The sequence below is a fragment of the Catenulispora sp. EB89 genome (assembly GCF_041261445.1).
GTDB lineage: Bacteria > Actinomycetota > Actinomycetes > Streptomycetales > Catenulisporaceae > Catenulispora.
Window position 1 is genome coordinate 15,970 of sequence record NZ_JBGCCU010000011.1, and the last position, 25,371, is coordinate 41,340.

At 70.0% G+C, this 25,371-nt stretch carries 18 protein-coding genes and 1 pseudogene; 14 read left to right on the forward strand and 5 right to left on the reverse strand.

Translation table 11 applies throughout. From position 1 onward, the window contains the following. Window positions 1–110: 110 nt before the first annotated feature. Window positions 111–578 carry an SRPBCC family protein gene (locus ABH920_RS23520; RefSeq protein WP_370351254.1) on the forward strand — a complete coding sequence of 156 codons (468 nt, stop codon included), beginning with the start codon at window positions 111–113 and terminating at the stop codon, window positions 576–578. Window positions 579–600: 22 nt separating this feature from the next. Here the strand turns inward: ABH920_RS23520 and ABH920_RS23525 are convergent, their stop codons facing one another. Continuing rightward, window positions 601–2,256 (reverse strand): protein kinase, encoded by a 1,656-nt coding sequence (locus ABH920_RS23525; RefSeq protein ID WP_370351255.1) that lies wholly within the window; start codon window positions 2,254–2,256, stop codon window positions 601–603. A 95-nt stretch (window positions 2,257–2,351) separates the two neighbouring features. Continuing rightward, window positions 2,352–4,205, reverse strand: coding sequence for a phosphatidylglycerol lysyltransferase domain-containing protein (locus tag ABH920_RS23530; RefSeq protein ID WP_370351256.1), 1,854 nt, complete (start codon window positions 4,203–4,205; stop codon window positions 2,352–2,354). Window positions 4,206–4,375: 170 nt separating this feature from the next. On the opposite strand from ABH920_RS23530, the gene ABH920_RS23535 reads away from it, so the two are divergent. The 3 genes from ABH920_RS23535 (at window position 4,376) to ABH920_RS23545 (ending at window position 9,464) form a co-directional block, all read left to right on the forward strand. Further along, entirely contained in the window at window positions 4,376–6,091 is a 1,716-nt protein-coding gene (locus tag ABH920_RS23535; protein ID WP_370351257.1) for an IlvD/Edd family dehydratase, read from the forward strand. Between the two features lie 86 nt (window positions 6,092–6,177). Next, window positions 6,178–6,549, forward strand: coding sequence for an LPXTG cell wall anchor domain-containing protein (locus tag ABH920_RS23540; RefSeq protein ID WP_370351258.1), 372 nt, complete (start codon window positions 6,178–6,180; stop codon window positions 6,547–6,549). Continuing rightward, window positions 6,546–9,464, forward strand: coding sequence for a VWD domain-containing protein (locus ABH920_RS23545; RefSeq protein WP_370351259.1), 2,919 nt, complete (start codon window positions 6,546–6,548; stop codon window positions 9,462–9,464). The genes ABH920_RS23540 and ABH920_RS23545 overlap by 4 nt, the downstream gene beginning before the upstream one ends. A gap of 82 nt (window positions 9,465–9,546) precedes the next feature. On the opposite strand, the gene ABH920_RS23550 is transcribed toward ABH920_RS23545, so the two are convergent. Next, entirely contained in the window at window positions 9,547–9,900 is a 354-nt protein-coding gene (locus tag ABH920_RS23550; RefSeq protein ID WP_370351260.1) for an MmcQ/YjbR family DNA-binding protein, read from the reverse strand. A gap of 383 nt (window positions 9,901–10,283) precedes the next feature. Between ABH920_RS23550 and ABH920_RS23555 the strand changes: the two genes are divergently transcribed. The 5 genes from ABH920_RS23555 to ABH920_RS23575 all read left to right on the forward strand — a co-directional run bounded on the left by ABH920_RS23555 (window position 10,284) and on the right by ABH920_RS23575 (window position 16,758). Beyond that, complete coding sequence (locus ABH920_RS23555; protein WP_370351261.1) at window positions 10,284–10,460, forward strand: hypothetical protein; 177 nt, start codon at window positions 10,284–10,286, stop codon at window positions 10,458–10,460. A gap of 826 nt (window positions 10,461–11,286) precedes the next feature. Beyond that, on the forward strand, window positions 11,287–11,448 hold the full coding sequence (locus ABH920_RS23560; protein ID WP_370351262.1) for a hypothetical protein: 162 nt from the start codon (window positions 11,287–11,289) through the stop codon (window positions 11,446–11,448). After that, window positions 11,445–12,404, forward strand: coding sequence for a hypothetical protein (locus tag ABH920_RS23565; RefSeq protein ID WP_370351263.1), 960 nt, complete (start codon window positions 11,445–11,447; stop codon window positions 12,402–12,404). Before ABH920_RS23560 ends, ABH920_RS23565 begins: the two co-directional genes overlap by 4 nt. A 231-nt stretch (window positions 12,405–12,635) precedes the next feature. Next, window positions 12,636–14,444: an ATP-dependent endonuclease gene (locus tag ABH920_RS23570; protein ID WP_370351264.1), complete on the forward strand. Its 1,809-nt coding sequence runs from the start codon at window positions 12,636–12,638 to the stop codon at window positions 14,442–14,444. A gap of 379 nt (window positions 14,445–14,823) precedes the next feature. Then, window positions 14,824–16,758, forward strand: coding sequence for a cell wall-binding repeat-containing protein (locus ABH920_RS23575; protein ID WP_370351265.1), 1,935 nt, complete (start codon window positions 14,824–14,826; stop codon window positions 16,756–16,758). A gap of 153 nt (window positions 16,759–16,911) precedes the next feature. On the opposite strand, the pseudogene ABH920_RS23580 reads toward ABH920_RS23575, so the two are convergent. Then, window positions 16,912–17,037 (reverse strand): annotated as a pseudogene (locus tag ABH920_RS23580) (integrase); the annotation flags it as partial. 342 nt (window positions 17,038–17,379) lie between these two features. Between ABH920_RS23580 and ABH920_RS23585 the strand changes: the two are divergent. The 5 genes from ABH920_RS23585 to ABH920_RS23605 all read left to right on the forward strand — a co-directional run bounded on the left by ABH920_RS23585 (window position 17,380) and on the right by ABH920_RS23605 (window position 24,045). Beyond that, window positions 17,380–18,411: a LacI family DNA-binding transcriptional regulator gene (locus ABH920_RS23585; RefSeq protein ID WP_370351266.1), complete on the forward strand. Its 1,032-nt coding sequence runs from the start codon at window positions 17,380–17,382 to the stop codon at window positions 18,409–18,411. A 133-nt stretch (window positions 18,412–18,544) separates the two neighbouring features. Further along, window positions 18,545–19,699, forward strand: a complete 1,155-nt coding sequence (locus ABH920_RS23590) for a substrate-binding domain-containing protein (RefSeq protein ID WP_370351267.1) — start codon at window positions 18,545–18,547, stop codon at window positions 19,697–19,699. A gap of 2 nt (window positions 19,700–19,701) precedes the next feature. After that, the gene (locus ABH920_RS23595) at window positions 19,702–21,450 is read left to right on the forward strand and encodes a sugar ABC transporter ATP-binding protein (protein WP_370351268.1); all 1,749 of its coding nucleotides are present in this window, start codon (window positions 19,702–19,704) and stop codon (window positions 21,448–21,450) included. Further along, a complete protein-coding gene (locus tag ABH920_RS23600) occupies window positions 21,447–22,466 on the forward strand; it encodes an ABC transporter permease (protein WP_370351270.1) in 1,020 nt (339 codons plus the stop codon). The genes ABH920_RS23595 and ABH920_RS23600 overlap by 4 nt, the downstream gene beginning before the upstream one ends. Before the next feature lie 103 nt (window positions 22,467–22,569). Beyond that, the gene (locus ABH920_RS23605; RefSeq protein ID WP_370351271.1) at window positions 22,570–24,045 is read left to right on the forward strand and encodes a hypothetical protein; all 1,476 of its coding nucleotides are present in this window, start codon (window positions 22,570–22,572) and stop codon (window positions 24,043–24,045) included. Here ABH920_RS23605 and ABH920_RS23610 read toward each other — a convergent pair. Next, window positions 24,042–25,331: an MFS transporter gene (locus ABH920_RS23610; RefSeq protein WP_370351272.1), complete on the reverse strand. Its 1,290-nt coding sequence runs from the start codon at window positions 25,329–25,331 to the stop codon at window positions 24,042–24,044. The two genes, ABH920_RS23605 and ABH920_RS23610, sit on opposite strands and share 4 nt — an antisense overlap. Window positions 25,332–25,371: the final 40 nt, after the last annotated feature.

Sequence of the window (25,371 nt, forward strand, 5' to 3'; positions counted from 1 at the left end):
CCTGGTGAGGACCCTATCGGTGAAACCGCGGATTCGCAGAGGAGGGGTCCTCAAGGTCGGCCGTTACAATAAGAAGTTGCATTTTCCCGCGTCGGCCATAGAATGCCCGGATGGCGAACAAAGAACGTTTCGAGGTCCGGCGCCAGGTCGCCGCGCCGCCGAGCGAGGTCTTCGCATTGCTCTGCGACCCTCGGGGCCATGTGGCCATCGACAGCTCGGGCATGCTGCAGTCCGCTGACGGCGACCCGGTCGGCGCGGTGGGGGACGAGTTCGTCGTGCACATGGACCGCGAGGCGCTCAACGACTACCCGTACGGCAAGTACGACGTGACCGTGACCATCACCCGGTTCGAGCAGGACACCCAGCTCGAGTGGACGGTGATCGGCCGGCTCCAGCCGCCGATCCGCCACCTCTACGGCTACCTGCTGGAGCCCTCCGACCTCGGCACCCTCGTGACCTCGTACTACGACTGGAGCGAGATCCACGAGAAGTGGCGCGAGGCGGACATCTTCCCCGTGATCCCCGAGGCGGCCTTGCGCGCGACCCTGGGCATTCTCGCGCGCACCGTCGAGCGCTAGGCGTGCCCGGAGCCGTGATCGCTCACTGGGTCCAGTTCAGAACGCAGACCGGGCTGGACGGGGACCAGGCGGACGCGCCGGCGGAGTTCACTGCCTGCACCTGGATGCAGACGGTCTCCTGCGGGATGACGTTGAGCGTGACGCTGGTACCCGTCGCCGTGACAGGTTGCGAACCTGGACGAAGCGACTCGGTGTACTTCACGACGTAGCTGGTCGCCCCGGGATCGGCGGACCATGAGACCGTCATCGTGATGAACGGGGAGGCCGGCGGTGCCGCGACACCGGTCACGGAGCCCGGTGCGCCGCCCGCGGACGGCGGGGGCGAAGGCGCGTGGGATGTCGACGGCGGCGTATGCGGTGGGCTCGCCACTCGCGACGTCGGTGTGACCGGGTTGCTGCGCTGCGTTCCGGAAGGCTGCCCGGCCGTCGTGGGGCCGGGGCCGCCGTCGCTGGTGCCCCCGGTCGGTCCGCCGCCCGGGCCGCCACTGGTGCCGCCCACCGCACTTCCCGATGGCGATCCGGGTCCTGATATCGAGCTGGGGACCGACGAGGGCGCAGACGCCTTCGAGCCCGGCGCGGTGGAGGCGGCGGTCGGGGACGTTTCCGCACCGGACGTGGCCGACGTGTCAGAGGTCGAAGTCCCTCCGGTCCCTCCGACCGCCGTCGGAAAGGCTGCGCCCTTTGCGGAGTGGCCGCTGCCGCTGTTCGAGCCGGCCGCCTGGCCGTCCACCATCACCACAGCCGTGATCGCCACCGCCACGAACGTCGCGGCTCCCACCAGCGCCGCGCGCTGCGCCCGACGTCGGCCGCCCGGGCCACCCCGGGGGTCGTCGACCGGCACGGTGGCATTCGGGTCGAGAGCCCCCGGCGGCCGTTCCAGTTCCTCCGCGACGCGCGCCGCGGTGGGGCGTTTGTCCGGATCCTTGTTCAGGCACTTCGACAGCAGCGGCCGCAGTTCGGCCGGCACCCTGCCGAGGTCGGGATCGGAGTGGACGACCGCGTAGAGCAGCTGTGCGGGAGTCCCGTCCCCGAAGGGCCCCCTGCCGGAGACCGCGAACACCAGCAGCCCGGCGAGGGCGAACACGTCGGCGGCCGTGCCGGTCTTGTGGCCCGAATCCAGCTGCTCGGGAGCCATGAACTGCGGTGTGCCCACCGCGAGCCCGGTCCTGGTGATGGTGCTGGCCTGCAGGTCCCGCGCGATCCCGAAGTCGATGAGCTTCGGTCCCTCCTCGGGCAGCAGCAGGTTCGTCGGTTTGATGTCCCGGTGGACGAGCTGCGCCGCGTGGATGGCCGCCAGCGTCCGCGCCAGCGCGGCGCCGAGTGTGCGCACCGCCGCCGTGTCCAGGACACCGGACTCGGCCACCACGTGGTGCAGCGACGGCCCGGCGACGTGTTCCGTCGCCAGCCACGGCCGCGCCGCGTCGGCATCGGCGTCCAGGATCGCGGCGATACCGGCCGTCCCGGGACCCGACACCGCGCGCAGCGCCTCGATCTCCCGCCCGAAACGGCGGCGGAACTCCGGCTCGCGGGCCAGATCGGAGTGGATCACCTTGACCGCGACCAGCCCGCCGTCCGCATCGCTGCCGAGGTAGACCCGGCCCATACCGCCGGATCCGAGAATGCCCAGAAGCTCATAGGGCCCGACCCGAATCGGATCTCCCTCGACCAGCTCGTCCACTACAGCCACCCCCGAGTGACGGACCGTCTCCGCATATTGAGAACGCTCGTGTTCATAGAACGACGTCACTGTGCCACAGCACGACGCTCCGCGCATCAACGCCCTGGCTGCTCGCGGTGCTGCAGAGCAGCCTGTGCACCCGCACCCGCACCCGTCCTCCGGCGTCGGAACCACGCTGGAAGGCTCGGTGCGCTGATGAAGCCCTCGGCGCGGGCACTGGCGATGCCGATGCGTGGGATCTCGCTGCTCTTCTCGAAGAGTAGATAGCGCGGTTCCCAGTAGGGACGGTATTTAGCGTTCGCGCGGTAGAGCGTTTCGATCTGCCACCAGCGTGAGAAGAACCCGAGAACGGCGCGCCAAAGCCGCAGTACGGGGCCGGCGCCGAGTCGCGAGCCGCGTTCGAACACCGATCGGAACATCGCGAAGTTCAGCGAGACTCGTCGCAGCGCCGGCTCGTCAGTGTGCTGCAGCAGCTCGATCACCATGAACTCGGTCAGGCCGTTCTCGGTGTCCCGGCTCCGGCGCATCAGGTCCAGGGAGAGCCCGTCCGGACCCCACGGGACGAAGCTCAGCAGTGCTTTGAGCTCACCTTCCCGGTCGCGGCACTCCACCATCACGCAGCGGCCGTCGGCCGGGTCGCCGAGGCGGCCCAGCGCCATCGAGAAGCCGCGCTCGGTCGCGCCGTCGCGCCATTCGTCGGCCTTGGCCACCAGCTGTGCCATTTCGGCCGGGGAGATGTCCTCGTGACGTCGGATCCGCACTGTGTAGCCGGCGCGCGCGACCCGGTTGTACGCCTGCCGCACCACCCGCATCGCACGGCCTTCGAGAGTGAACCGGTCCAGTTCGACGATGGCCTCGTCTCCCAGCTCCAGCGCGTCCAGCCCGTGCCGGGCGTACACCGTCCCGGCTTCCTCGGACGCGCCCATCACGGCTGGTATCCAGGCGTGCGCACGGGCCTCGGACAGCCAGGCGTCGATCGCGCCCGGCCAGGCCTCCGGGTCGCCGATGGGATCGCCCGAGGCGAGGGAGACGCCGCCGACCACGCGGTAGGCCACCGCGGCTTTGCCGCTGGGCGAGAAGATCACTGTCTTGTCCCGGCGCAACGCGAAGTACCCCAGCGAATCCCGCGTGCCTTGCTGGTCCAGCAGGCCCCGCAGTTTTGTCTCGTCCTCTGCCGTGAGGAGTTCCTTGCCGCGCTGGCTGCGGAAGGCCACGTACAGCACCAGCAGGAACAGCGCCACACCCAGCACGTTGATCGCGGCGTCCACCCAGATCGGGACGGCGACGTCCAGCAGCTGGTCGGCGGGTGCGAAGGTGACGATGCCGACGAAGGCGTAGCCGACGCAGTCGAGGAAGCCCGTACCCGGTGTGGTGTTCGTCGCCTGGACGAGCAGCGCGCCGATCCCGCCGACGGCCACCAGGCCGCCGAGCGCGACCAACCCCGCGGTCCTCGGGTTCGACGGGTCGCCCTTGGAGGTGAACTCGCGCCGACTGGCCAGCAGTGCCACCACGAAGAGCCCGGTGAAGCCGGCGGACACCCAGTTCGCCGGGTGGCGGCGGACGTCGTAGTCGGGGTCGGAGATCAGGAGGGCCAGCAGCATCGACAGCCACGTCAGTCCGGCGAGGACGAGATTGGCGATCCATGCGGCCCGCTTGCGCCGGCGCATCGCGACGGCGAGCAGGAGCGACAGCAACGCGGAGCTCAACCCGGCCGTCAACAGGTACGGGGTGAAGTACGCGCCGTCGTTGTGGGACTGGATCTGGTGCCGGAAGGGCACCGACAGCACCGCGACCAGGTTGAGCAGCGCCATCAGCCGCAGGTACCACACCGTCAGGTCCGCAGCCGTTCGTCCCAGTCGTGCCAGTCGTGCCAGTCGTCCTGCTCGTCCTGCCTCGGAGCGTCCGGCCGGATGCGTCGGTTCGGCGGGGCGGAGAGCTGTCGCGGTCATGATGCCAGCTTGGTCGCCCTTCGCGGCCGGGGGCATCGGGCGAAGGGCTTTGGTCAGCCCCGCCGAAAGGCGGTTTGTTCACCGCCGTTCGGCGGAGCCGGGGGCCACACGCTGTACGCTCCAAGGCGTTCCAGAAATGCGATCATCGCACCGACTGGCAGGACGGGCCGATGGACAGCCTTCGCAGCGCGCAGTGGTACGCGGGACAGGACCGCAACGCCTACATCCACCGGGCCTGGATGCGGCGCGGCGTCCCGGACGACGCCTTCGAGGGCCGGCCGCAGATCGCCATCGCGAACACCGCCTCCGACCTGACCCCGTGCAACGCGCACCTCGGTGAGGTGGCGAAGTCGGTGCGCGATGGAGTGTACGAGGCCGGCGGCATTCCGTTGGAGATGCCTGTGGTCTCGCTGGGGGAGACCAACGTCCGGCCGACCGCGATGCTGTGGCGGAACATGGCCGCGATGGCCACCGAGGAGATGCTGCGCGCCAACCCGATCGACGGCGTGGTCCTGCTCGGCGGCTGCGACAAGACGATCCCGTCCCTGCTGATGGCCGCCGCCTCGGTGGACCTGCCCGCGGTGGTCGTGCCCGGCGGCCCGATGCTGACCGGGACCTTCCGCGGCGCCGCGTTGGGCTGCGGCACCGACGTGTGGCGGCTCTCGGAGGAGGTGCGGGCCGGCACGTTGTCCCAGGAGCAGTTCAACCGCTCGGAATCGTCCATGATCCGCAGCCGTGGGCACTGCAACACCATGGGGACCGCTTCCACGATGGCACTGGTGGCAGAGGCTCTGGGCATGGTGATACCAGGGGTCGCTGGTACCCCCGCACCGGACAGCCGCCTACTCCAGGCCGCCCACGGCACCGGACGGCTGGCCGTCGAGATGGTCGCCACCGCACGGCGGCCGAGCACGTTCCTGACGAAGGCCTCGTTCCACAACGCGATCGTGGCGCTCGCCGCCATCGGCGGGTCGACCAACGCGGTCGTCCACCTGTTGGCCGTCGCCGGCCGCCTCGGCGTCGACCTGACCCTGGACGACTTCGACCGCATCGGCTCGCGCGTTCCGGTGTTGGTGGACCTCCAGCCGGCCGGCCGCTTCCTGATGGAGGACCTGCACCGCGCCGGCGGCCTGCTCGCGGTGCTGCGCGAGGTCAGGGAACTGCTGGACTCCGAGGCGCTGACCGTCACCGGCCGACCGCTGGCCGACTATCTCGACCAGGCCGCGACCTGGGACGCCGAGGTCATCCGGACCCGCGCCGAGCCGCTGGTGGTGCGGGGCGGCATCGCGGTGCTCAAGGGGAACCTCGCGCCCGACGGTGCCCTGATCAAGCCCGCGGCTGCTTCTGCGCACCTGCTGCGCCACAGCGGCCGCGCGCTCGTGTTCGACAGCATCGAGGACTTCCACGCGCGCATCGACGACCCGGCCCTGGACGTCGACGCCGACTCGGTGCTCGTCCTGCGCGGCTGCGGACCGAAGGGCTACCCGGGCATGCCCGAGGTGTCCAACATGCCGCTGCCGAAGAAGCTGCTGGAAGCCGGCGTCCGCGACATGGTGCGCGTCTGCGACGGCCGGATGAGCGGCACCGCGTACGGCACCGTCGTGCTGCACGTCGCCCCCGAGGCCGCTGCCGACGGCCCCCTGGCGTACGTCCGCACCGGCGACATCATCACCCTGGACGTCGAGGCGCGGCGCATCGATGTGGAGATGCCCACCGACGAACTCCTGGCCCGCGGCCCGCACCCCTCGGCCGTCGCAGCCTTCGCCGATCCGGGCCGCGGCTGGCAGCGCCTTTACATCGACCACGTCCAACAGGCCGACACCGGCGCCGACCTGGACTTCCTCGTCGGCTCCAGCGGCTCGGAGGTCATCCGCGAGTCGCACTGACCCGGCGGGCCGCCGGGGGCGAACATCGAACCCGTCCACCCGCGTGTCGCCAAGGTGTCGGCACAGGGTTGCGCTCGAATATCAAAGTGCAACCAGACATTTCCGTCCAGTCCTCGCGAACCGCCTCCGGCCGGCGCCCGCTTCGCGTCGCAGCCCTCGTGGCCGCCGCGTACCTCTTCCTGGAGCCGACCGCAGGGGCGGTGACCGGCCCGACCAGCGAGAGCGGAGCCTCGCCGTACCGCGCGGTCGCCACGGCCGCGGCGCCGGTCTCCGACACCGGCTGCGGGACGGCGACCCCGCCGCCCGGCACCGTATCCCGGGCAGCGGCGCGCGGCACGCTCCCGAACACCGGCGGCGAGTCGCCCGGCACCCTCCTGGCGGCGGCGGCCGGCCTGCTGATCAGCGGCCTGCTGCTGCGCGTGGCGTCCCGGCGGCTCCGTCGCGGTGAGACGAGGTGAGCGGCCGCCGGACCCGGATCCGGATCCCGCGCCTGGCCGCCGCCCTGGCTTTCGCGGGCCAGCTGCTGTGTGCGGCAGCCGTCGGAGTGTTCCTGCTCGGCCTGTCCGCCGGCGGGCAGCAGCGAGCGGCGGCGGCGACCCGGGCGGCGTGGCTCGGGCTGTCGGTCACGGCTCCCCAGACCGTCAAGGTCGGCGAGGCGTTCACCGTCCACCTGACCGTGACGAACCAGACCGGCAGGCCGTGCGCGCTGGCGCCGTCGTCGCAGGGCACTGTCGGCCTGTCGGTGGCCCGCGACGGGGCGCGCCAGTACCCCGGCCTCGCCCTCGTCGAGCCCGTCGACGACATCCGCACCACGGTGGCCGCGGTCGCGAGGCAGACGGCACCCGGCGGCAGCGTCTCCTTCGGCCTGTCCGCTACGCCCGAACCCGGCGCCGCCGGCCTGTCCGAGCTGGCGCTGGCGCCGGACGGGACGACGGTGAGCGGGCGCTGGCTGCTGGACCGGCCGGGCCGCTACACGCTGTCGCTGACCTACGCGATGCCCGGCGGTCCGGGGGAGTGCCCCGGCGGCAGCGGCACGGCGACCGTCACGATCACGGTGGCGAAGCACTGCGCGAAGGGCCTGCTGACGCCGCTGCTTCCGGCGCTGCCTTGGATGTTCGGCGGCGGTGCGCTCCTCACTCTGGCGGCCGCCTCGACGAGCGTCGCCCGCGTGCCCCGGCGCCGGGTCGTGCCGGTCCGGGCGACGGCCGTCGCGGTGTGCGTGGCCCTGCTCGGCCTGGGCGCGCCGACGATCGCCAGTGCCGACATCGTCACCATGGACGCCGCCGACACCGATATGACGTACGACCTCAACGGGTGTCTGGCCAAGTTTGCGAGTGACGACCCGTTGCAGATCATGCCCGACATCCTTCATCGCATTCACATTCGGCTCTACCGGGAGTACGACGCCGTCAGCCGGGCGGTCTGGAGTCATGACGAAGACGTCCTGGAGGTCCACTGGAATCCGAGTGCTCCGCTCGTCTACGGGGACGGGGTGCCTGAGGACAGGTGCGCGACGCTGTATCACGAGCTCATCCACATCGACGACATGTCGACCGCCACGAACGACAACACGTTGTGCACCGACGCGCTCCCGGTGAAAAGGGAGGAGATCAGGGCCGTCCGCGGAGAGAATCTGTACCGGCAGCAGCAGCCGGGGCTGCTGCCGCGCTCGACTCACGGGGATGTGAAGCTGCCTCCGGGTACTGATCCGGACCACGCCGCGATCGCGAAGCAGTGCGATGATCTGAAGCCGCCCCCGCCGCCGCCGGTGCGGAGCACCGGTGGTTGCAGCATGCCGCTCTTTGAGCGTCCGCATGCGCAGCCCCAGTCTCAGTCCCAGCCCCAGTCTCAGTCCCAGCTCCAGTCCCAGTCCCAGCCGCGGGCGGTACGGCGCCGGGCCGCGGAGCCCGGCCCCGACTACGACCACGCGTCGTGCAGTACCGGCGACCCGCATCTCACCACGTTCGACGGACGCCACTACGACTTCCAGACCGTCGGCGAGTTCGTGCTCGCCAAGGACGACACCGAGGGGATCGAGGTCCAGGAGCGCCAAGCGCCGCTGGAGGACTCCCGTCTGGCGTCCGTCGACAGCGCCTTCGGGCTGCGGATCGGCCCGGACCGGCTGACCTTCGCGATGGACGACGGCGTCCGGGTCGTGCTGAACGGCGCGGACATCGTGCCGTCCACGGACCGGCTGCGCCTGCCCGGCGGCGGCAGCCTGCGGGTCGCCGACGACGGCCAGTTCGAGGTCGGCTGGCCGGACGGCACCCTGGCCCGCATCGGCACGATGAGCAGCTGGGGGCTCAGCCTGCTCCTGATCCCGTCCACCGCCCTGCAGGGCAAGACCCGCGGTCTGCTCGGGAACGACGACGGCGACCCGGACAACGACCTGGTGACCTCTACCGGGCAGGTGCTGACTGACCCGCCGGACCCGAAGCTGCTGTTCGGCGCCTTCGCGGACACCTGGCGGGTCACCGACGCCACCTCGCTGCTGCCCTACCCGCCGGGGACGGACACCGCGACGTTCACCGACCGCACCTTCCCCGACAAGCCGGTCACGCTCGCCGACCTCGACCCGGCCCGGGCCGCCACGGCGCGCGAGCTGTGCCGGGAGCTCGGCGTCACCGACTCGCCGATGCTGGAGGCGTGTGTCCTGGACGTCGGCCTCGGCGGCCAGCCGGCCTTCGCCACCAGCGCGGAGGACGTGGACCGGCACGTCGAGGCCGGCCAGGGCCCGCCCGGCGGCGTGGTCGCACCCGGCGGGACCCTGCACGACGGCGACAGCGCCGCCGCGTCGATCACCAAAGCCGGCCAGAGCGACGTCTACCATCTAGACCTGGGCTCGGCGACCGTGTTCCGGCTGGCCGACCTCACCGGAGGAAACGGCGACGGCGGCCACTTCACGCTGACGTTCAAGCTGGACCCCGACGAGAGCACCAACGCGCCGGGCTTCACCTACACGAGCAACTACCAGTGGCGGGTGGACCCCCGCGTCTCGTACACACTCACGGTGAAGCGCGACGAAGGCGACACCGGCAAGTACGGCTTCCTCCTGCTGACCGCGAAGGAGAAGCGGATCCCGATGACCGTCGGCCAGCCGCTGGCCGGCAACCTGGAGGCGCGGGGCCGCGTGGACATCCACACCTTCACCGCCCCCAGCACGGGCAAGCTGCTCCTGACCGACGCCTCGGGCTGCGACCTGACAGCGGGGCTCGTCGAGGACTCGCCGGCCCCGAACGTGCTGGTCCCGTACGGAGTCTGCTCCGACATCGACATGGAGACGGTGCAAGCCGGCCAGAAGTACGACCTCATCGTCTGGTCGGACGACCAGAAGACGGGGCAGTACTCGTTCACGCCGGTAATCAACGGGTGAGCCTCGCAGCTGCCTGAGGAGTTGCTGTGGGGTCCGCGTCGGCCGACGCGGACCCCACCACGCGGCCTTGGGCGGCGCGCCGTTACCCTTCGAGGGCGGCGCGTCGGGCCCGGGTCAGCGATCTCACGACCAGATCGTAGGAGTCCTCGATCATCTCAAGGACCATCTCCTCACTCAGGGAGCCGTCGACCGTCACCGTGTTCCAATGCCGCTTGTTCAGGTGATAGCCCGGGCGGATCGCCGGGTGCGCGGCCCGCAGGCTCTGCGCGACCTCCGGATCGCACTTCAGGCTCACCGCCAGCGGCACGCCGTCCAGCCGCGCGATCGCGAACACCTTCCCGGCGACCTTGAACACCGAGGCGTCGGGGCCGAACGGGAAGTCCTCGACGGCCCCGTTGAGCGCCAGGCATGCCTTCTTCAGGTCGTGGGGTGTCATGGGTTCACAGTATTCGGGCGCCGATGCCTGCTTGCGTTCCGGTGCGGCCTCATCTGGCGGGCCGCGCCCGGACACCACAGACCCGGCTGTGGGGCGTGAGTCGTGGGTCGAACACCCCCACTCTGATCCGGAGCCGGATCCCGGGTTCGAGCCCGTGAACGAGCCCGCGAAGCTGCCCAAGAACCCGCGAGTCCCCATCCATCCGCTGGCCGGACGTGTCACCAGTGTCGCGGCGCGCATCCTCCCCAGCACCGAGCAAGCGCGCCACGCCGAGGAATGCCAGGCCGAACTCAGCGATCTCAGTCAAATCTCGCGGCGCGCGCAGTGGGCCTGTGCCATCCGGTTGCTGACCCACGCCCCGATGCTGCGCCGCGAACTCCGCCGTGACGGGCACCTGGTTCGTACTGGGCGGCTGGACTGCCGCTGCGATCGTCGTTCCGGCCACCGTCGTGTTCGTCGGACTGCTGGCGTGGACTTTGGCCGGCGCCGCGCGCACCGCCCGGCTGCGTTTCCTGATCATCGCCTTGCGCAGCCGACCCCGTCGGCCTGCGGAGAAGTGATCGCGGCGCTTTCGCATGACCGACCAGCCGCTGGGCCCGAGTGGCTGGTCGGTTTGTCGTGGGAGAGGGTTCCCGCTGCCAAACAGGAACCCTCTCATACCGCCGTTTCCCCCTGCGATCGCCCGTGCCGCAGACACTGCCGGGGGCTCGTTCCCGGTCTAGACCGGTGTCACGAGTGCATCCTCAGAATGCACCCTACAGGCTACGCGCGAAAGCCGTCCGGACAATTTTATACGCGAGTGTGCTGTGGAGCTGGCGCTGAAGTGGGATTGCCTCCGTGCCCGATACGAGCGCTCGGGCACATCCGGATGCTTTCGGCCGTGTACATACGCTGCCGGACACTCTCGGACAGCGATGGATGCTTCCCGGACGGCCGGGGCACGTCATGGATCACCTGGTGACGGAGTTGGTAAGGCGTGATTCCATCCGGAAGGTCCAATTCCGCCAGTCCGGCAATGTATCAGATGAGGTGCTACTTGGAAGTAGCTATAAGCCCGGCTGTTAAGTCGAATTGAGCAACCACTTGAACACTGGATGAAAAGCGGCTGACCAGCAGACTTGTGTTGATTGCCAATTGGGGCGATCGTTGGGTACGACATCGCGCCGGACTGCCAACCGACGTGACGGAAAGTCGATCGCCTGTGCCCTCGTAGTCGCCGCAAGGCGCTGCCAAGAAAGATGATCAAAGATGATCAAAAAAGGAATATCTCGGGTTTTCCTTCGTCGGACCTTCCTTTCCGCTCCGCCTCCCGACAAGCAGAACCCCGGAGCCGGCCCCACGTCCGGTCTCCCCTGGTACGGACCTGCGGTCATCCTGGTGATCGTGGTGTTGATCCTGGCCGCGGTGCTGGCAGCGCTCGGGAAGCATCCCAACATGATCGTCAGCCTTCTGGCGTCGGCCGGTGCGGTCGGCGTGACCATCGCGGTCTCGACCGCGGTCAGCCTCCGGGCGGCGACGTCGCGCTCGGTGAAGGTTGAGATCGGGTGACCGGCGCGGACAAGCGCCCTGAGGCGGGGGACCACGTGCCGCCGCTGATGGGCGACGTGCAGGCACCCCTCCGCAAGAGGCGCCAGCTCGAGATGGAGCAGCAGGAGCTCAATGAGCGTCTGCTGTACCTGAAGAGGGAGCTTGAGCGGAAGGCCGAGGAACTCACTGTCGTGGATCGCCAGCTGTACCTGCTGAGGCGTCGCGCGGAAGTGGCGGCGGCCGCCGAGGCCGATGGGGGCGACCGACCTCGCGTTCCTCGCGGCCGACACCTGGCCCGGCCCGAAGACGTGTCGCAGACACAGCGCGTCGTGGCCACCAGCCGGGCCGGCAGGCAGACCCCTTCGTCGGACCCCGGGGCGCTCGCGCGCGCAGCGGACGTCGCCTCCAGTGTGAAGGAGTCCTGCTTCGAGATAGATCCGGAGAAGGCGCAGACCCCGGCCGAGTTCGTCGAGGCCATGAACCGGCTGAAGGCCTGGTCGGGTCTGTCGCTGCGAAAGCTCGAGGAACGGGCCGGTCCCGGGAAGCTCCCGCACAGTTCCCTGGCCGATGCCCTGAAGAAGAAGGACCGACTTCCGGACCCGGTCCTCGTGCGGGCGTTCGCAGGCGCGTGCGGTCTGAAGAAGGCGGAGGTCAACACCTGGGAGGCGCACTGCCGAAACCTGGCCGTCCGGCGGTACGACCCGCCGGTCGCCGAGGATCCGCCGTCCCGGTGGTCCCGGATCCGCACCGGCCTGTCCCGGATGTGCATGCTCGCCATGACCCGGGAGGGGCGGATGCTGTTGATCTGCGCGGCCGCAGCCGTGTGGCCCATCGTGTCCTTCTCGCTGTTTCCGGAAGTGGGCACCGCCGCCGGAAACGTGCGGATCATGGGCGCCGGCTTCGTCGGAACGACGCTGTCCTCCGGCGTTTACCGAAAGGTGCTGATTCGGCGCCGGATCCGCCAGGGCTCCGGCTGATGATCCCGCCGCGTGGCGTCGGCCTCCCGCTCTCCGGATCGGGGCGGGAGGCTGGCTTCTCGAAGGCCGGCGTGTTTTTCCGCTTCCCCGTACGAGCCTGTGTCGGGAGTTCTAGAATCGCACGGACGGGAAGCCTGAATACGTTTGAGGCCACGCGCGACGGCTGAGATCACGCCTGCGACGGCCAGCTTCCGTGGCGCTACCAGCCCCCTGCAGTGAGGTTTCACCATCGTGCATCTTCAGAGCTTCAGCGTTCACGGATTCCGATCGCTGGACTGCGTTGGAGGGATACCCGTCGGCGGGCCGACGATCCTGGCCGGCCACAATGACGGCGGCAAGACGGCCCTGCTCACCGCGCTTGCGTTTCTCCTGGGCGAATACGCGCTCTCTGAGGACGACCGGACATATCAGAACGATGTTCCGGGTCGGTGCGAGAGTACCGATGTGGAGGGATCCTTCCTGCTCGATGATACCGAGCAGGCTGAATTCGGGCTTCCTGCTGATTGTCGGCTCAGGCGCCGAGTCGGAGACGATCTCAAGACCGTGTTCGAGATCTGGGGCCCGATCGCCGACGATGAACGGCTGCGCGGGCTGGAGCGCTACAACGCCCAGATGATCAAAGAGCTTGTCATCGACTTCGGGCTGCCGGTCAGTACCCGCAAGGCGGATAACGAAGCGACGCTGAAGGCCTTCGCCGACGCGCATTCCAGCGCGCAGGGATGGTCGCGCGCCCCGGCGGGGCTCGACCTGCGGCTGCCGCGGCTGCTGCCATACGATGGTCTTGCGGCAGATCCCGATGACGCTGTGCGGACAGCCCTGTTGAGCAGCTACAACACTCATCTCGCCGATCCTGGACTCCAGGGCCGTCTCAGGGAGATCGAGACCGAGATCGAAGACCGCGTCGCGGCGGACGCCAAAGGCCTGTGCGACCACATCCGGGTCCGCTGCCCCGAGCTGCACGAAGTGTTCGTCGAGCCTGACGTCTCGTTCAAGGGCGGATTCCGCGGTGCCCCGCTCCGGATCTCCCGGGCTTCCGGTGAATCGGTGGGCATCGGGCACTCCGGTCTCGGCAGCAGCCGCCGGGTTTCGCTCGCCGTCTGGGAATGGACCAGCGAGTTCCTCCGTCAGGAGCGGGTCACCGACGGCGTCGACGACCGGCCGCCGGTCCAGACGATCGTCGTCTACGACGAGCCGGACACGCACCTCGACTACGCGAACCAGCGCAAGATCATGGAGCTGATCCGCGAGCAGAGTGGGATTCCCGGGGTCCGAGTGCTGGTGGCGACGCATTCGATGAGTTTGATCGACGGCGTCGACATCCCCGACGTCGTGCACCTGAAGCTGATCGAGCGCCGGACGTCCGTCGAGAGACTGGGTGTCGACGAACACGGCGCCGTCGACGAACACCTCCAGGGGATCGCCGCCGCCGTGGGTCTCACGAACTCGATCCTGCTGCACGAACGGTGCTTCCTCGCGGTCGAGGGAGACACCGAACTACGCGCGTTCCCGGTTCTCTTCCGGCTGTGTGAGGGTCTGTCGTTGCAGTCGGCCGGCATCGCGCTCTGGGGCTGCTTCAACAACGAGGGCGCACTGCATCTCGCCGGGTACCTGGCCAAGCACGACAGGTCCGTCCTGCTCGCGGTCGATGCGGACAGCCGCCGTCTGCCGAAGAGCATCTTCAAGGAGACCCGTCTGAACACGATCTTCGGCGGTCGTCAGGCCGACGTCGTGAAGTTCATCGGCGAGGAGGACGGCGTCGACGAGTTCGAAGCGCTGTTCACGGACGACCAGTGGACGACGGCCGCGAACGATCTGTGGCCGCGTACCGACGGTCAGCCGTGGAGCCCGCGGCACTTCGAGGCGCACCGAGGCGACAAGTTCAGCAGTGGGGTACAGGTCATGCTGCAGGAGGGGAGCGAGTCCGGACCCGGTGGGAAGCCGGACATGATGTACACCCTGGCGAAGAGCTTGAAGTCCGCGGACGAGGTGCCGTGCCAGCTGCGGGACGTATTCAGCCAGGCGCGCCGACTAGCTGGGTGAAGTATCGCGATGTGTTGATCTGGTCCTTTGCGCGTGCCGCGCCAAGATGCGTTGCTTGCGCTGATCCAGCGTCGGTTCTTCCCACTTGTGCCAGCCGACCGGCTCGGCCCAGCGCTGCATATGCTCGAGTCTTTCTCTACCGCACCACCGGCATCCGCTGGGTGGGATCAGCCGGGTCGGGTCGTCGCGCGCTGTCACTGTGTTCCCCCTCCCACGGAAGTCATCTTTCCCTGCGGCACTGACATCCATTCCTTGATGAACCGCACCGTCGAATCCCGGCACGTCGTGCTCGAATGTGCGGTGTCGATCAGCTCTGTTAAACTCCGGCCGTCAATCAGTGGGCACTGTTCTTCGGGTGCCCGATCAGTGGGGGTATTCCATGGTGCGGCCTCGTCGCATAACGTCCATCGCCCTGTCCACTCTGGCGGTCGTCGGAGGGCTCGCGACCGCGCTGCCCGCGCAGGCCATGGCGGCCGTCTCGGTGGCGCAGACGCAGCAGTTGGCACCGAGCGGGATCAGCGTGGGCGGGGTGATCAACGCCAGCGGCGTCTTCAGCGGCTACATGTATCTCTCGGCGGGCGACGCGGTCGGGGCGAACGCCAAGTTCACGGTCGACTACGGGGACGGCGGCAAGTTCACGCAGAACGGCGGCCCGGTTCCCACGGCCCAGTCGCCGTTGAACCTGAACCACCAGTATGCCGCGGGCGGATACGGCACCCACACGATCACCGTGACCGTCGATGACGGCTCCGGCGCGGCCCCGGTCAGCAAGACGTACAACGCGGTCTGGCACTACGGGACCGCGCCGACCGAGCCCAGCGTGGCGGTTGCCAAGACCGGCGGCGACGCGCCGTTCACCGCCACGGCCTCCATCTCCGGCGGCACGGTGGACGCGGCCGCGACGAAGAGCTACGTGATCAACTGGGGTGACGGCAGTCCGATCCAGACGATCGCGGCGCCCGCGAGCGGACCGCTGACCCTCAGCCATCTCTACGCGAAGCCGTTGATGTACGAGATCACGACCCACACCTCGGATGGTGTCGACGTCTCGTACCTCAACAACGACACGCCCAACACCGCTGTGGTCACCGCTTACGGCGTGGCGCTGTCGGCCGACACCGGCGCGTACAACGCCTTTCTCACGATGGCCGGTTACGGCGCCCCGCTTGAGTACACCCACTCGTACGAGATGTACATCAACTGGGGCGACGGCAGCAAGATCGAGCAGTTCCAGCCGAACGGCAGCGAGAACCACTTCTACACCACCCCCGGTACCTACACGATCTCCGTGAAGATGGCGGACGGCGCCGATCCGAACAACACCTCCCTTCCGCAATACACCGCGACCACGACCGTCGTCATCACCGGCAACCCGGGCCAGCCCCGGCCGGGCGCCTTGTCGGTGAACCGGCTCTGGGGCGGGGACCGCTACGGGACCTCGGTCTCCGTCGCGGGCCAGTGGGCTGCCGGCAGTGCCGACGCGGTCGTCCTGGCGCGCGGCGACGCGGCTCCCGACGCGCTCGCCGGCGGGCCTTTCGCGGCCCATGTGAACGGTCCGCTGCTGCTGACCAACCCGAACGCCATGCCCACAGTGGTCCGTGCGGCGATCGACCGGGTCACCGGCGGGCCGAAGACTAAGAAGCCCATCTACATCCTCGGCGGCATCGGCGCGGTCTCGCAGCAGCAGGAGGACGGCCTGCGCAGCGCCGGCTACACCGTGGTTCGCCTCGGCGGTGCCACGCGCTTCGACACCGCGCTGAAGATCGCCGGACAGTTCGGCCCGACCAAGCATGTCATCGTCGCCACCGGCCTGAACTTCCCGGACGCGCTGGCCGCGGGCCCGCTCGGCGCCGCGGAGAACGCGCCCATCGTGCTCACGTCCGACACCGCCACGGACCCGGCGACCGCGGCCTTCATCCGCCAGCACGCTGACGTGGACCCGGTCGGTGTCCAGGCGCAGAAGGCCGTCGCGGCCCTGAACACCGCAGGCCAGACCGTCGACCACTCGCTGGCCGGCGGCGACCGCTACGCGACGGCGACCGCGGTGGCGGCGCGCTGGGCGGCGATCGTCGGGCACGCCCCGACCACGGTCGGCCTGGCAAGCGGGATGGTGTTCGCGGACGCGCTCAGCGGCGGTGCTTACGCCGGCAAGCTCGGCGCGCCGCTGGTCCTGACCAATCCGCAGAGCCTGTCGTCGGCGACCGAGGCCTACCTTGCCGGCCTGCGGCAGGCGAAAGAACTGCAGGCGGTGGACATCTTCGGCGGCACGAACGCGGTCAGCCAGTCGATCGAGGGGCAGCTGAAGAACATGTGATCCACCTGTCGGGCCCGGCCGGAATCAGATCTCTGAGGATGGCCGGGCCCGACGCTTGGCGGTACCCCGGCTCATCGACAGCGAACCCGCGGAGGAAGTCGGGTTGCCTCAGACCTCGTCGGGGCTCCGGACCCCCGGCGAACCATTCAGGCGGGGGTGAGCGTGTCGCCGCCCATGTCCACCCTCGCTGATGAAGACCCGACGTTCGCCCGGCGACAGGTCTTCGACGCGCAGACCCAGGACCTCACAACGGCGCAGACCACCCAACAACATCGCCAAGCCCGATTCTCGCGACTATCAGGTCCCGCCGCCGCTGTGGGCTTTCTTCGGCGTCGCCGTACGACGACGATACGCACTGGCGCAGCCTCCTACGACGCACGCGCTCGCTCGATAGTGGATCACCGGTAGGTCGATCTTTGATCATCTTGAGCCGGCCGACGCGACGAACCTCCAATCCCGGGGTTGCAAACAGGTTGCCGACTCTTGACGCTCCGGATGTTTGCGCTAACAATCGTCAACGCACAGCAACGCGCCACCGCTCGAAGCGGCAGAGCTCTGCCTTGCCGCCGTTCCTCGTCTGGGTCTGAACACCACCCACTGCCCCGAGAGATGTGAGGCGTCATGCAGATCGTCGTCGGCGACCGCGCGCCGGTCATGGCCGACGTCGCGCGGGTGGCGGGGGTGTCGCAGCAGACTGTCTCCCGCGTGCTCAATGATCGCCCGAATGTCCGGCCCGCCACACGCGACCGGGTCATGGAGGCCATCAGGGAGCTGGGATACCGGCCCAACGCGGCCGCGCGGACGCTGGTCACGCGGCGGACCCGGACGCTCGGCGTGATCAGCTTTAACACCACGCTCTACGGTCCCGCCTCCATGCTCTACGGCATCGAGCAGGCGGCCAAGCAGCACGACTACTTCGTCACCGTCGCCGCGTTGGCCGCCATGGACCGGCGGTCGGTGTTCGAGGCCGTGGAGCGGCTGCGGGACCAGGCGGTTGAGGGCATCGTCGCGATCGCGCCGCAGACCACCGCGGTCAGCGCGCTCGCGAACATGCCCTCCGACGTGCCGCTGGTCGCTGTCGGGTGCGGGGTGCACGCGCCGCTGAGCACGGTCGCGGTCGACAACGAGGCCGGGGCCGAGCGCGCCACCTCCTACCTGCTCGACCTCGGCCATCGGACCGTGCACCACCTGGCCGGGCCGCGGACGTGGCTGGACGCCCAGGAGCGCGAGGTGGGCTGGCGGCGGGCGTTGACGGCCCGCGGGGCGCGGGTCCCGGAGCCGTTCAAGGGCGGCGACTGGTCCGCGCGCACCGGGTACGAGCTCGGTCGGCAGATCGTCGGGGACGACGGCGTGACCGCCGTGTTCTGCGCCAACGACCACCTGGCGCTGGGCCTCATCAGGGCTCTGCAGGCCGCTGGGCGGCGGGTTCCGGAGCAGGTCAGCGTCGTCGGCTTCGACGACATCCCGGACGCCGAGTTCTTCGGCCCGGCGCTGACCACGGTCCGCCAGGACTTCGACGAGCTGGGGCGGCGCGCGCTGGTCGCCCTGATCCGCTCGATCGGCGGCGGCCGGCGTGCCGGGGAACCGGTGGCCGCCATCGACCCGAGCCTGGTGGTGCGTGCCTCCACCGCACGTCCCGCCGCAGCACCCTGACCCGATCATCCATCGCACCACGCACACCACGCCGCTTGTCGGCGCGAAATGTTACCGCTAACACGCATCGCGAACGAACCACCAAAGCACCACCAACACACTCAGCAGGACTCCGGAAAGGATCTGAACGAGGATGGGCACCAGAAGAATCCGCATCACCGCAGCCTGCGCGGCCGCACTGCTCGTGGCCACGGCCGCGGCCTGCTCGAAGAACGGGTCGGGATCCTCCCCGGCGAGCACCGGCTCCACCGGTTCCGGCGGCTCCGCCTCCGCACCCCCGGCCGCCCTGGCCGGCTCCATCACCTTCAACCAGGACAACCTCGCCAAGCTCGACGCCGCGCTGAAGACCGCGCTGGCCGGCAAGGACCTGTCCGGGGTGAACATCGCGATGGTGGTGAACGTCGCCGCCGACTACTGGAAGGCCGGCCAGGTCGGCTTCCAGAAGGGCTGCTCGGACCTGGGCCTGTCCGGTTCGAAGTGCACCTACTACGCGCCGCCGAACGGCAAGCTCACCGAGCAGAACTCCGAGATGGAGACGCTGCGCTCGCAGGGCGTCACCGGCTACGCGATCTCCGCGATCGACCCGACCTCGGCGGCCGGCACCATCCACACCGACGTCCAGCACGGCATCAGCGTCCTGGCGATCGACTCCCCGCTGCCCGGCACCGACGCCGCCTCGCTCTACCTCGGCACCCCGAACTACACCGCCGGGCAGCAGGCCGGCCTGGCGATGAAGCAGGTCCTCGGCGGCAAGGGCAAGGTCGCGGTCCTGGTCGGCTCGCTGACCGCGGCCAACGCCACGCAGCGCATCCAGGGCTTCGAGGACGCGTTGAAGGGCACGGACATCACCGTCGTGCAGAAGGTCAACGACAACCTGCAGGCGGCCACCGCGACCTCCGACGCCGAGACCATCCTGGCCAACAACCCGGACGTGAACGGCCTGTACGGGGTCTACTCCTACGACGGCCCCGCGCTGGCCCAGGCCGTGCAGTCGGCCGGCAAGGCCAGCAGCGTCCACATCGTCTCCGACGACTCCGACGCCCAGACCCTGGGCTTCATCAAGTCCGGCGTCATCTCCGGCACCGTCGTGCAGATGCCCTACCAGCAGGGCTACACCGGCGCCTACATCCTGGCCGCGGAGAAGGTCCTCGGCAAGGACGCCACGATGGCGATCATCAAGCCCTACCTGGAGTCCGACGGCTCCACCCTCAGCTCCGGCGTGGGCCTGGTGACCTCCGCGGACCTGTCCGCGTACCAGGCGCTCGAGACGCAGTTGGGGATCAGCTGACGATGGCGGCCTCCGTTGACACCCCCGGCCGCGCGGTCACCGCGCGGCTGCGGGGGGTCCACAAGTCCTACGGCCCGGTGCGGGTGCTGGACCTGCCCGAGCTGGACCTCTACGCCGGCCAGGTGGTCGGCGTCGTCGGGGAGAACGGCGCCGGCAAGTCCACGCTGATGGGCACGCTGTCCGGGTCGGTGCGCCGGGACGGCGGCGAGATCGAGATCGGCGGCACGGCCCTGGCCCCGGGCTCGACCGAGGCCGCCGCCGCGCTCGGCATCGCCATGGTCTCGCAGGAGTTCCCGCTGGTCGGGCAGCTCTCGGTGGCCGAGAACCTGCTGCTGGGACGCCGTCCGCGCGGCTCCCGGCGGCGGGTCCTGGTCGACCGGTCGGCGCTGCGCCGCGAGGCGGCCGCCATGCTCGCCGAGATCGGCCTGTCCGCCTCGGCGGTCCAGGTCGGCCGCCAGGTGCGGACCCTGCCGGTGCCCACCCGCCAGATGATCGAGATCGCCAAGGCCTGGGGCCGCCGCCCGAAGCTGCTCATCCTGGACGAGCCGACCTCCTCCCTCGGTCCGGTCGAAGGCGCCCAGGTGCTGCGTCTGGCGCGCGAGCTGGCCGCGCGCGGCGGCACCGTGCTGTTCATCGGGCACCGGCTCGACGAGGTCCGCGAGGTCAGCGACCGGGTCCTGGTGCTGCGCAACGGCCGGCTGGTCGCCGACCTGACACCCGGCGAGGCGAGCGAGGAGCGCCTGATCCGGGAGATGGTCGGCGGCGAGGTGGCGCACTCGCGGCCGAAGGAGGAGCCGACCGACGCCCCGGTGTTGCTGTCCCTGCGCGGCCTGACGGCTGACGGACTGGGCCCGGTCGATCTGGACCTGCGCGCCGGGGAGATCGTCGGGGTGGCCGGGCTGATGGGCTCCGGTCGCAGCCGTCTGATCCACACCGTGGCCGGGGCGCAACCGGCTACCGGCGGCAAGATGACGATCGCCGGTTCTCCCTACGCCCCGCACGGCCCCGGCGACGGCACGGCCGCGGGCATCGCGATGATCCCCGAGGACCGCAAGGAGCAGTCCCTGGTGGTGTTCGCCCCGATCCGGGCCAACGTCACGATCCCGATCCTGCGCCGCATCAGCACCCGCGGACTGCTCGGACCGCGCCGCGAGCGGGTCGAGGCCGTGCGGATCACGGCCAGCGTCAACGTGCGCATGCGCTCGGTGGACCAGCCGATCGGCGCTTTGTCCGGGGGCAACCAGCAGCGCGCGATCTTCGGCCGGGCCTTCGCCACCGAGCCGCGGCTGCTGTTGCTGGACGAGCCCACGCGCGGGGTCGACGTCGGGGCCAAGGCGGAGATCTACGAGCTCATCGACCGGGCCGCCGAGCGCGGGATGGCGGTGCTGGTCGCCTCCTCCGAGCTGGAGGAGCTGCTGTGGATCTGCCACCGGATCGCGGTGCTGAACCACGGCCGGCTGGCGACCGTGATCGACCGCGCCGAGGCCACCAAGGAACGGATCATGACGGCCGCGGCGGGCACCGCGCCGGTCGTGCCGATGGCGGAGGACGCGCCGATGGCGGAGGACGCGCCGGCGCGCGTGCCTGAAGACCCGCTCGAAGACCCGCCTGAAGACCTGCCCGAAGACGCCGCGGAAGGCGTGCCCGAAGCCCGCCCGGAAGGCGTGCCGGAAGACGGTTCAGCAGCCGGCTCGGAAGACGCGCAAGCAGACGTGTCGGAACACGTGTCAGAACACGGAGACGCACCATGACAGCACAGAGCACCCTGACCCCCGAGCAGGCGCCCCCGCGCGGCCAGCCGGCCGTCACGCGGCTGCTGCGCAAGCTCGCCGAATCGCCCGAGGCCGGCGTCATCGTGGCCTGCGTACTGGTGTTCGCGATCATCGCGGCCAACGCCCCGACCTACACCTCGGTCGGCAACCTCCAGGTGATGGGCCGGGACCTGGCGCAGGTCGGGATCCTGGCGGTGGGGGAGTCCGTGGTCATCCTGACCGGCGGGATCGACCTGTCGGTCGGCGCGCTGGCCGGCCTCGCGGGCATCCTGACCGCCTGGTTCAACGTCAACCAGGGCCTGCCGGCGCCGGTGGCGATCCTGCTGACGCTGCTGATCTGCGCCGGGGTCGGGGTGTGGCACGGGACCATGGTGACCCGGCTGAACGTGCCGCCGTTCGTGATCACGCTGGTCACGTACACCATCGCGCAGGGCATGGCGCTGGCGATCACCACCGGCACGCCGATCAACGGGATCGATCCGCTGTTCAGCAACCTGAGCCAGTACTACATCGGCCGGGTGCCGGTGCCCGCGCTGTTCTTCCTGGGCGCGGTCGTGATCGCCTGGTTCGCGCTGGAGCGCACGTACGTGGGCCGGCAGATCTACGCGGTCGGCGGCAACAGGGAGGCGGCCCGCCTGGCCGGCATCCCGATCGCACGGCGCGTCACCAGCGCGTACGTGTCCAGCGCGGTCCTCGCCGGCGTCGTCGGCGTGCTGGTGATCGGCCGGATGAACGTGGCGGACCCCTCGGTCGGCAGCGGCTGGGAACTGACCGCGATCGCCGCCGCCGTGGTCGGGGGAGTGTCGCTGTTCGGCGGCGAGGGGCGCATGGTCGGCATCGCGGCCGGCGCGATCCTGCTGGAGTTCATCGCCAACGGCCTGCTCGCGCTGCACGTGAACACCTACTACCAGACCGTCGTACAGGGGGCGGTGCTCGGCGCCGCGATTCTGCTCGATCGGCTGCGGGCCAGGCTCTTCGGCAGGATCCGGAGATGAGGTTCTGAGACTGTTCCCTACTCCCCGGCTGCCGCAGTCTCCCTTGCTCGGCTGCGGCGACCGGGCCGCTCCTCCGACGGAGCCCGCCTGGCATCCTGGCCTCGTGGACGCTGACGCCCCGACTCCGGTTCACCTCACCAAAGTGATGGACGGCCTGGCGGCGAACCCCGCCCTGCCGGCCGCCATGATCCGGCGCCTGTTCGCGTGGCGGCGGGGAATGGGGAAGGTGGCGGAGCGCCCGGACCTCACCGATGACATGATCGCCGAGATCATCGAGCTCGACGACCACTGGCTCCTGCACAGCCTGGCACTCAACGAGCGGCTGCCGGATCGCTTCCGCATCCGACTCGCCTCCCACCGGGACAAGGCGGTGCGGTCCGCGCTCGCCGTCCGCGCCGCGACCGCGCCGAGGCAGATGCTGGAGCTGCTGATCGACGACCCCGAACCACGAGTCCGCGAGGACCTCGCCCAAAGCCGTCATACACCGCCCGATCTCCGAGCCCGCCTCGCCGCCGACCCTGACCCCGCGATCCGCGCCACCCTGGCGAGATACTGGACCCAAGCGCCCGAGGAGGTCCGGCGGATCCTGCTGACTGATGCCGAGCCCAGGGTCCGTGGTGCCGCGTGCTCGACCTACTTCGCGGGTCGGCCGCATCCGATACCGCCCGCGGATCTGGTGCCGGCGCTGCTGGCGGATCCGGTGACCCGAGCAGGCGCGGTGATCCACACCGTCCTCGACGAGGACACCCTTCGCCGGCTTGCCGAGGACCCGGACGCCGGCGTGCGCGCCGAACTCGCCCGCCATCCGGACCTGCCGCCGCCAGTCCGCGACATCCTCGCCGTCGATCCGGCCCTGAACGTCCGGATCAAGGTCTTCGCCCGGCCCGACACACCCGAGCACCTGCGGGCGCAGATCCACGCCTCGGTCCACGAGCTCTCGCGCGCGACGGCCGATCCGGGCCCCGACGCCGACGAGGCAATGGATCAGCGCTGGATCGAGAATGCCGTCGCGCCCATGGAACTGCGCATCCTGCATCTGGACTGGGTCACCGCCGATCCGCTGCCGCACATCGACTCGCCCTACGTCAGCTTCCGAGTTTCCGCGGCCTGCAACAAGTCCCTTCCCGCTGACGCGGTGGCACGGCTGCTGGACGACGCGGCGGAGAGGGTTCGCCTCACCATGGCCCACACCGCCCCGCACCTCGTCGATCCGGCGACGGCCGAGAGCATCGAGCGCCGCTACCGAGTGCGGGGGGACAAGTTCACGTTCTGGTGGGACGACGCGGAGGTCTTGACCTTCCCGCCGGAGACTCTGCGGCGCTTCGCCACCGACCCCGAGCCCAGGCTCCGCTCCTTCGCGCCCCGCGATCCGGACCTGCCACCGGAACTCGCCGAGAAGCTGGCCCGCGACCCCGCGGATCGTGCTCGCCGCGCGGTCGCGGGCCACCGCAACCTTCCACTTCCAGCCCTGCTTCGGCTCCTCGCAGACTCATCAGAACGCGTCGCGGAGGCTGCCGCCGCCTCGCCGTCCCTTCCGGTCGAGCACATGGAACGGCTGCTGGCCCTGGCGGGCCTCTAACCGATGGCGCGCGCCGTGGAGGCGGTCGTCGAGCACGGCGACGAGCACGCGGGCGTGAGCGCGGGCGTGGGCACGGGCATGTGTACGCGTGAAGCCTCGGGCGTGGGCTCCGGCCCCGGCTCGAGCTCCCGCTCGTCCCGCAGCCCGCGAGCGAGACTCAGCGTCACCACCACCGACAACACGGCCATCACGGTCATCGCCGTACTCGGCGTGAACCACTGCGCCAGCACCCCGGCGACCACGGCGCCGACGCCCTGCATGGTCAGCATGCCCGACGACTGCAACCCCAGTGCCTGCCCGCTCAGCTCGTTCGGTGTCAGGGCCATGAGACGTTCCTGGAGCAGCAGGCTCGCGGCGTACCCGATCGAGGCCAGCATGACCGCCACCGCCGCGACCGGTATCGCCGGGTGCAGCGCGAACACCAGGTACGGCACCGCGAGCAGCAGCCGCAGCGGCGCGCCGAGCATCCGGCGCCAGCGTGCGGGCAGGAAACGCCCGGTCGTGGTGTCGCCGAGCAGCATGCCGAAGGCGGCGCTGGCGAACAGGACGCCGGCGTGCCTCGGCGAGAGCGACACGAACAGCGATTCGCAGCCCACGATCAGGCCGTTCGGCACCCATAGCGCGAGGAACACGTACCGCCGCGGCACGGAGGACCACAGCGCGGCGTTGTTCCGCCAGGTCTGGGCGATCGACGGCCGCCCCGACGCACGCTGCGGCCGGGCGCTGAGCCCGAGCCGTGCGACGACGGCGGCGGCGAAGTAGAGCCCGGCGCCGACCAGCAGCGTGACGCGCGGCGACAGGGCCGTGAGCAGCACGCCGCCGAGGCCGTAGCCGCAGATCTGCATGGTCCCGACGGCCATGTTCAGCACCGAGCGGCCGAGCAGGTACCCCTCCTTCGGCAGGATCTCGTTGAGCAGGCCGTAGCGCACGCCGCCGCAGACCGAGGCCAGCACGCCGATCACGAACAGGATCGCGAACGAGGCCGCGACCGGCAGGCCGGGGATCGCCTGCGCCGCCGTGGCGAGCGCGAAGGCGAGCGCGAGCCCGGACAGCGCGGCGCGCGGCGGGATCAGGTCGGCGGCGGACATCAGCGCCGTCGCGCCGACCACCTGCGCGAGGCTGGGCCCGAACATGCTCAGGGCGGACAGCAGCGGGGAGCCGGTGGCCGCGTAGATGAGAGTGCCCAGCGCCAGGCCGCTGACGGTCTGCCCGGCGACCTGGGCCAGGCTGGTGAAGAACAGGGGCCGGAATTCGGGGGAAGCGAAGAGCTGCCGATACGTTCGCATGGTCGTCAGTGTGCGAGGGGACGCGCGGCAGCCGGTACAG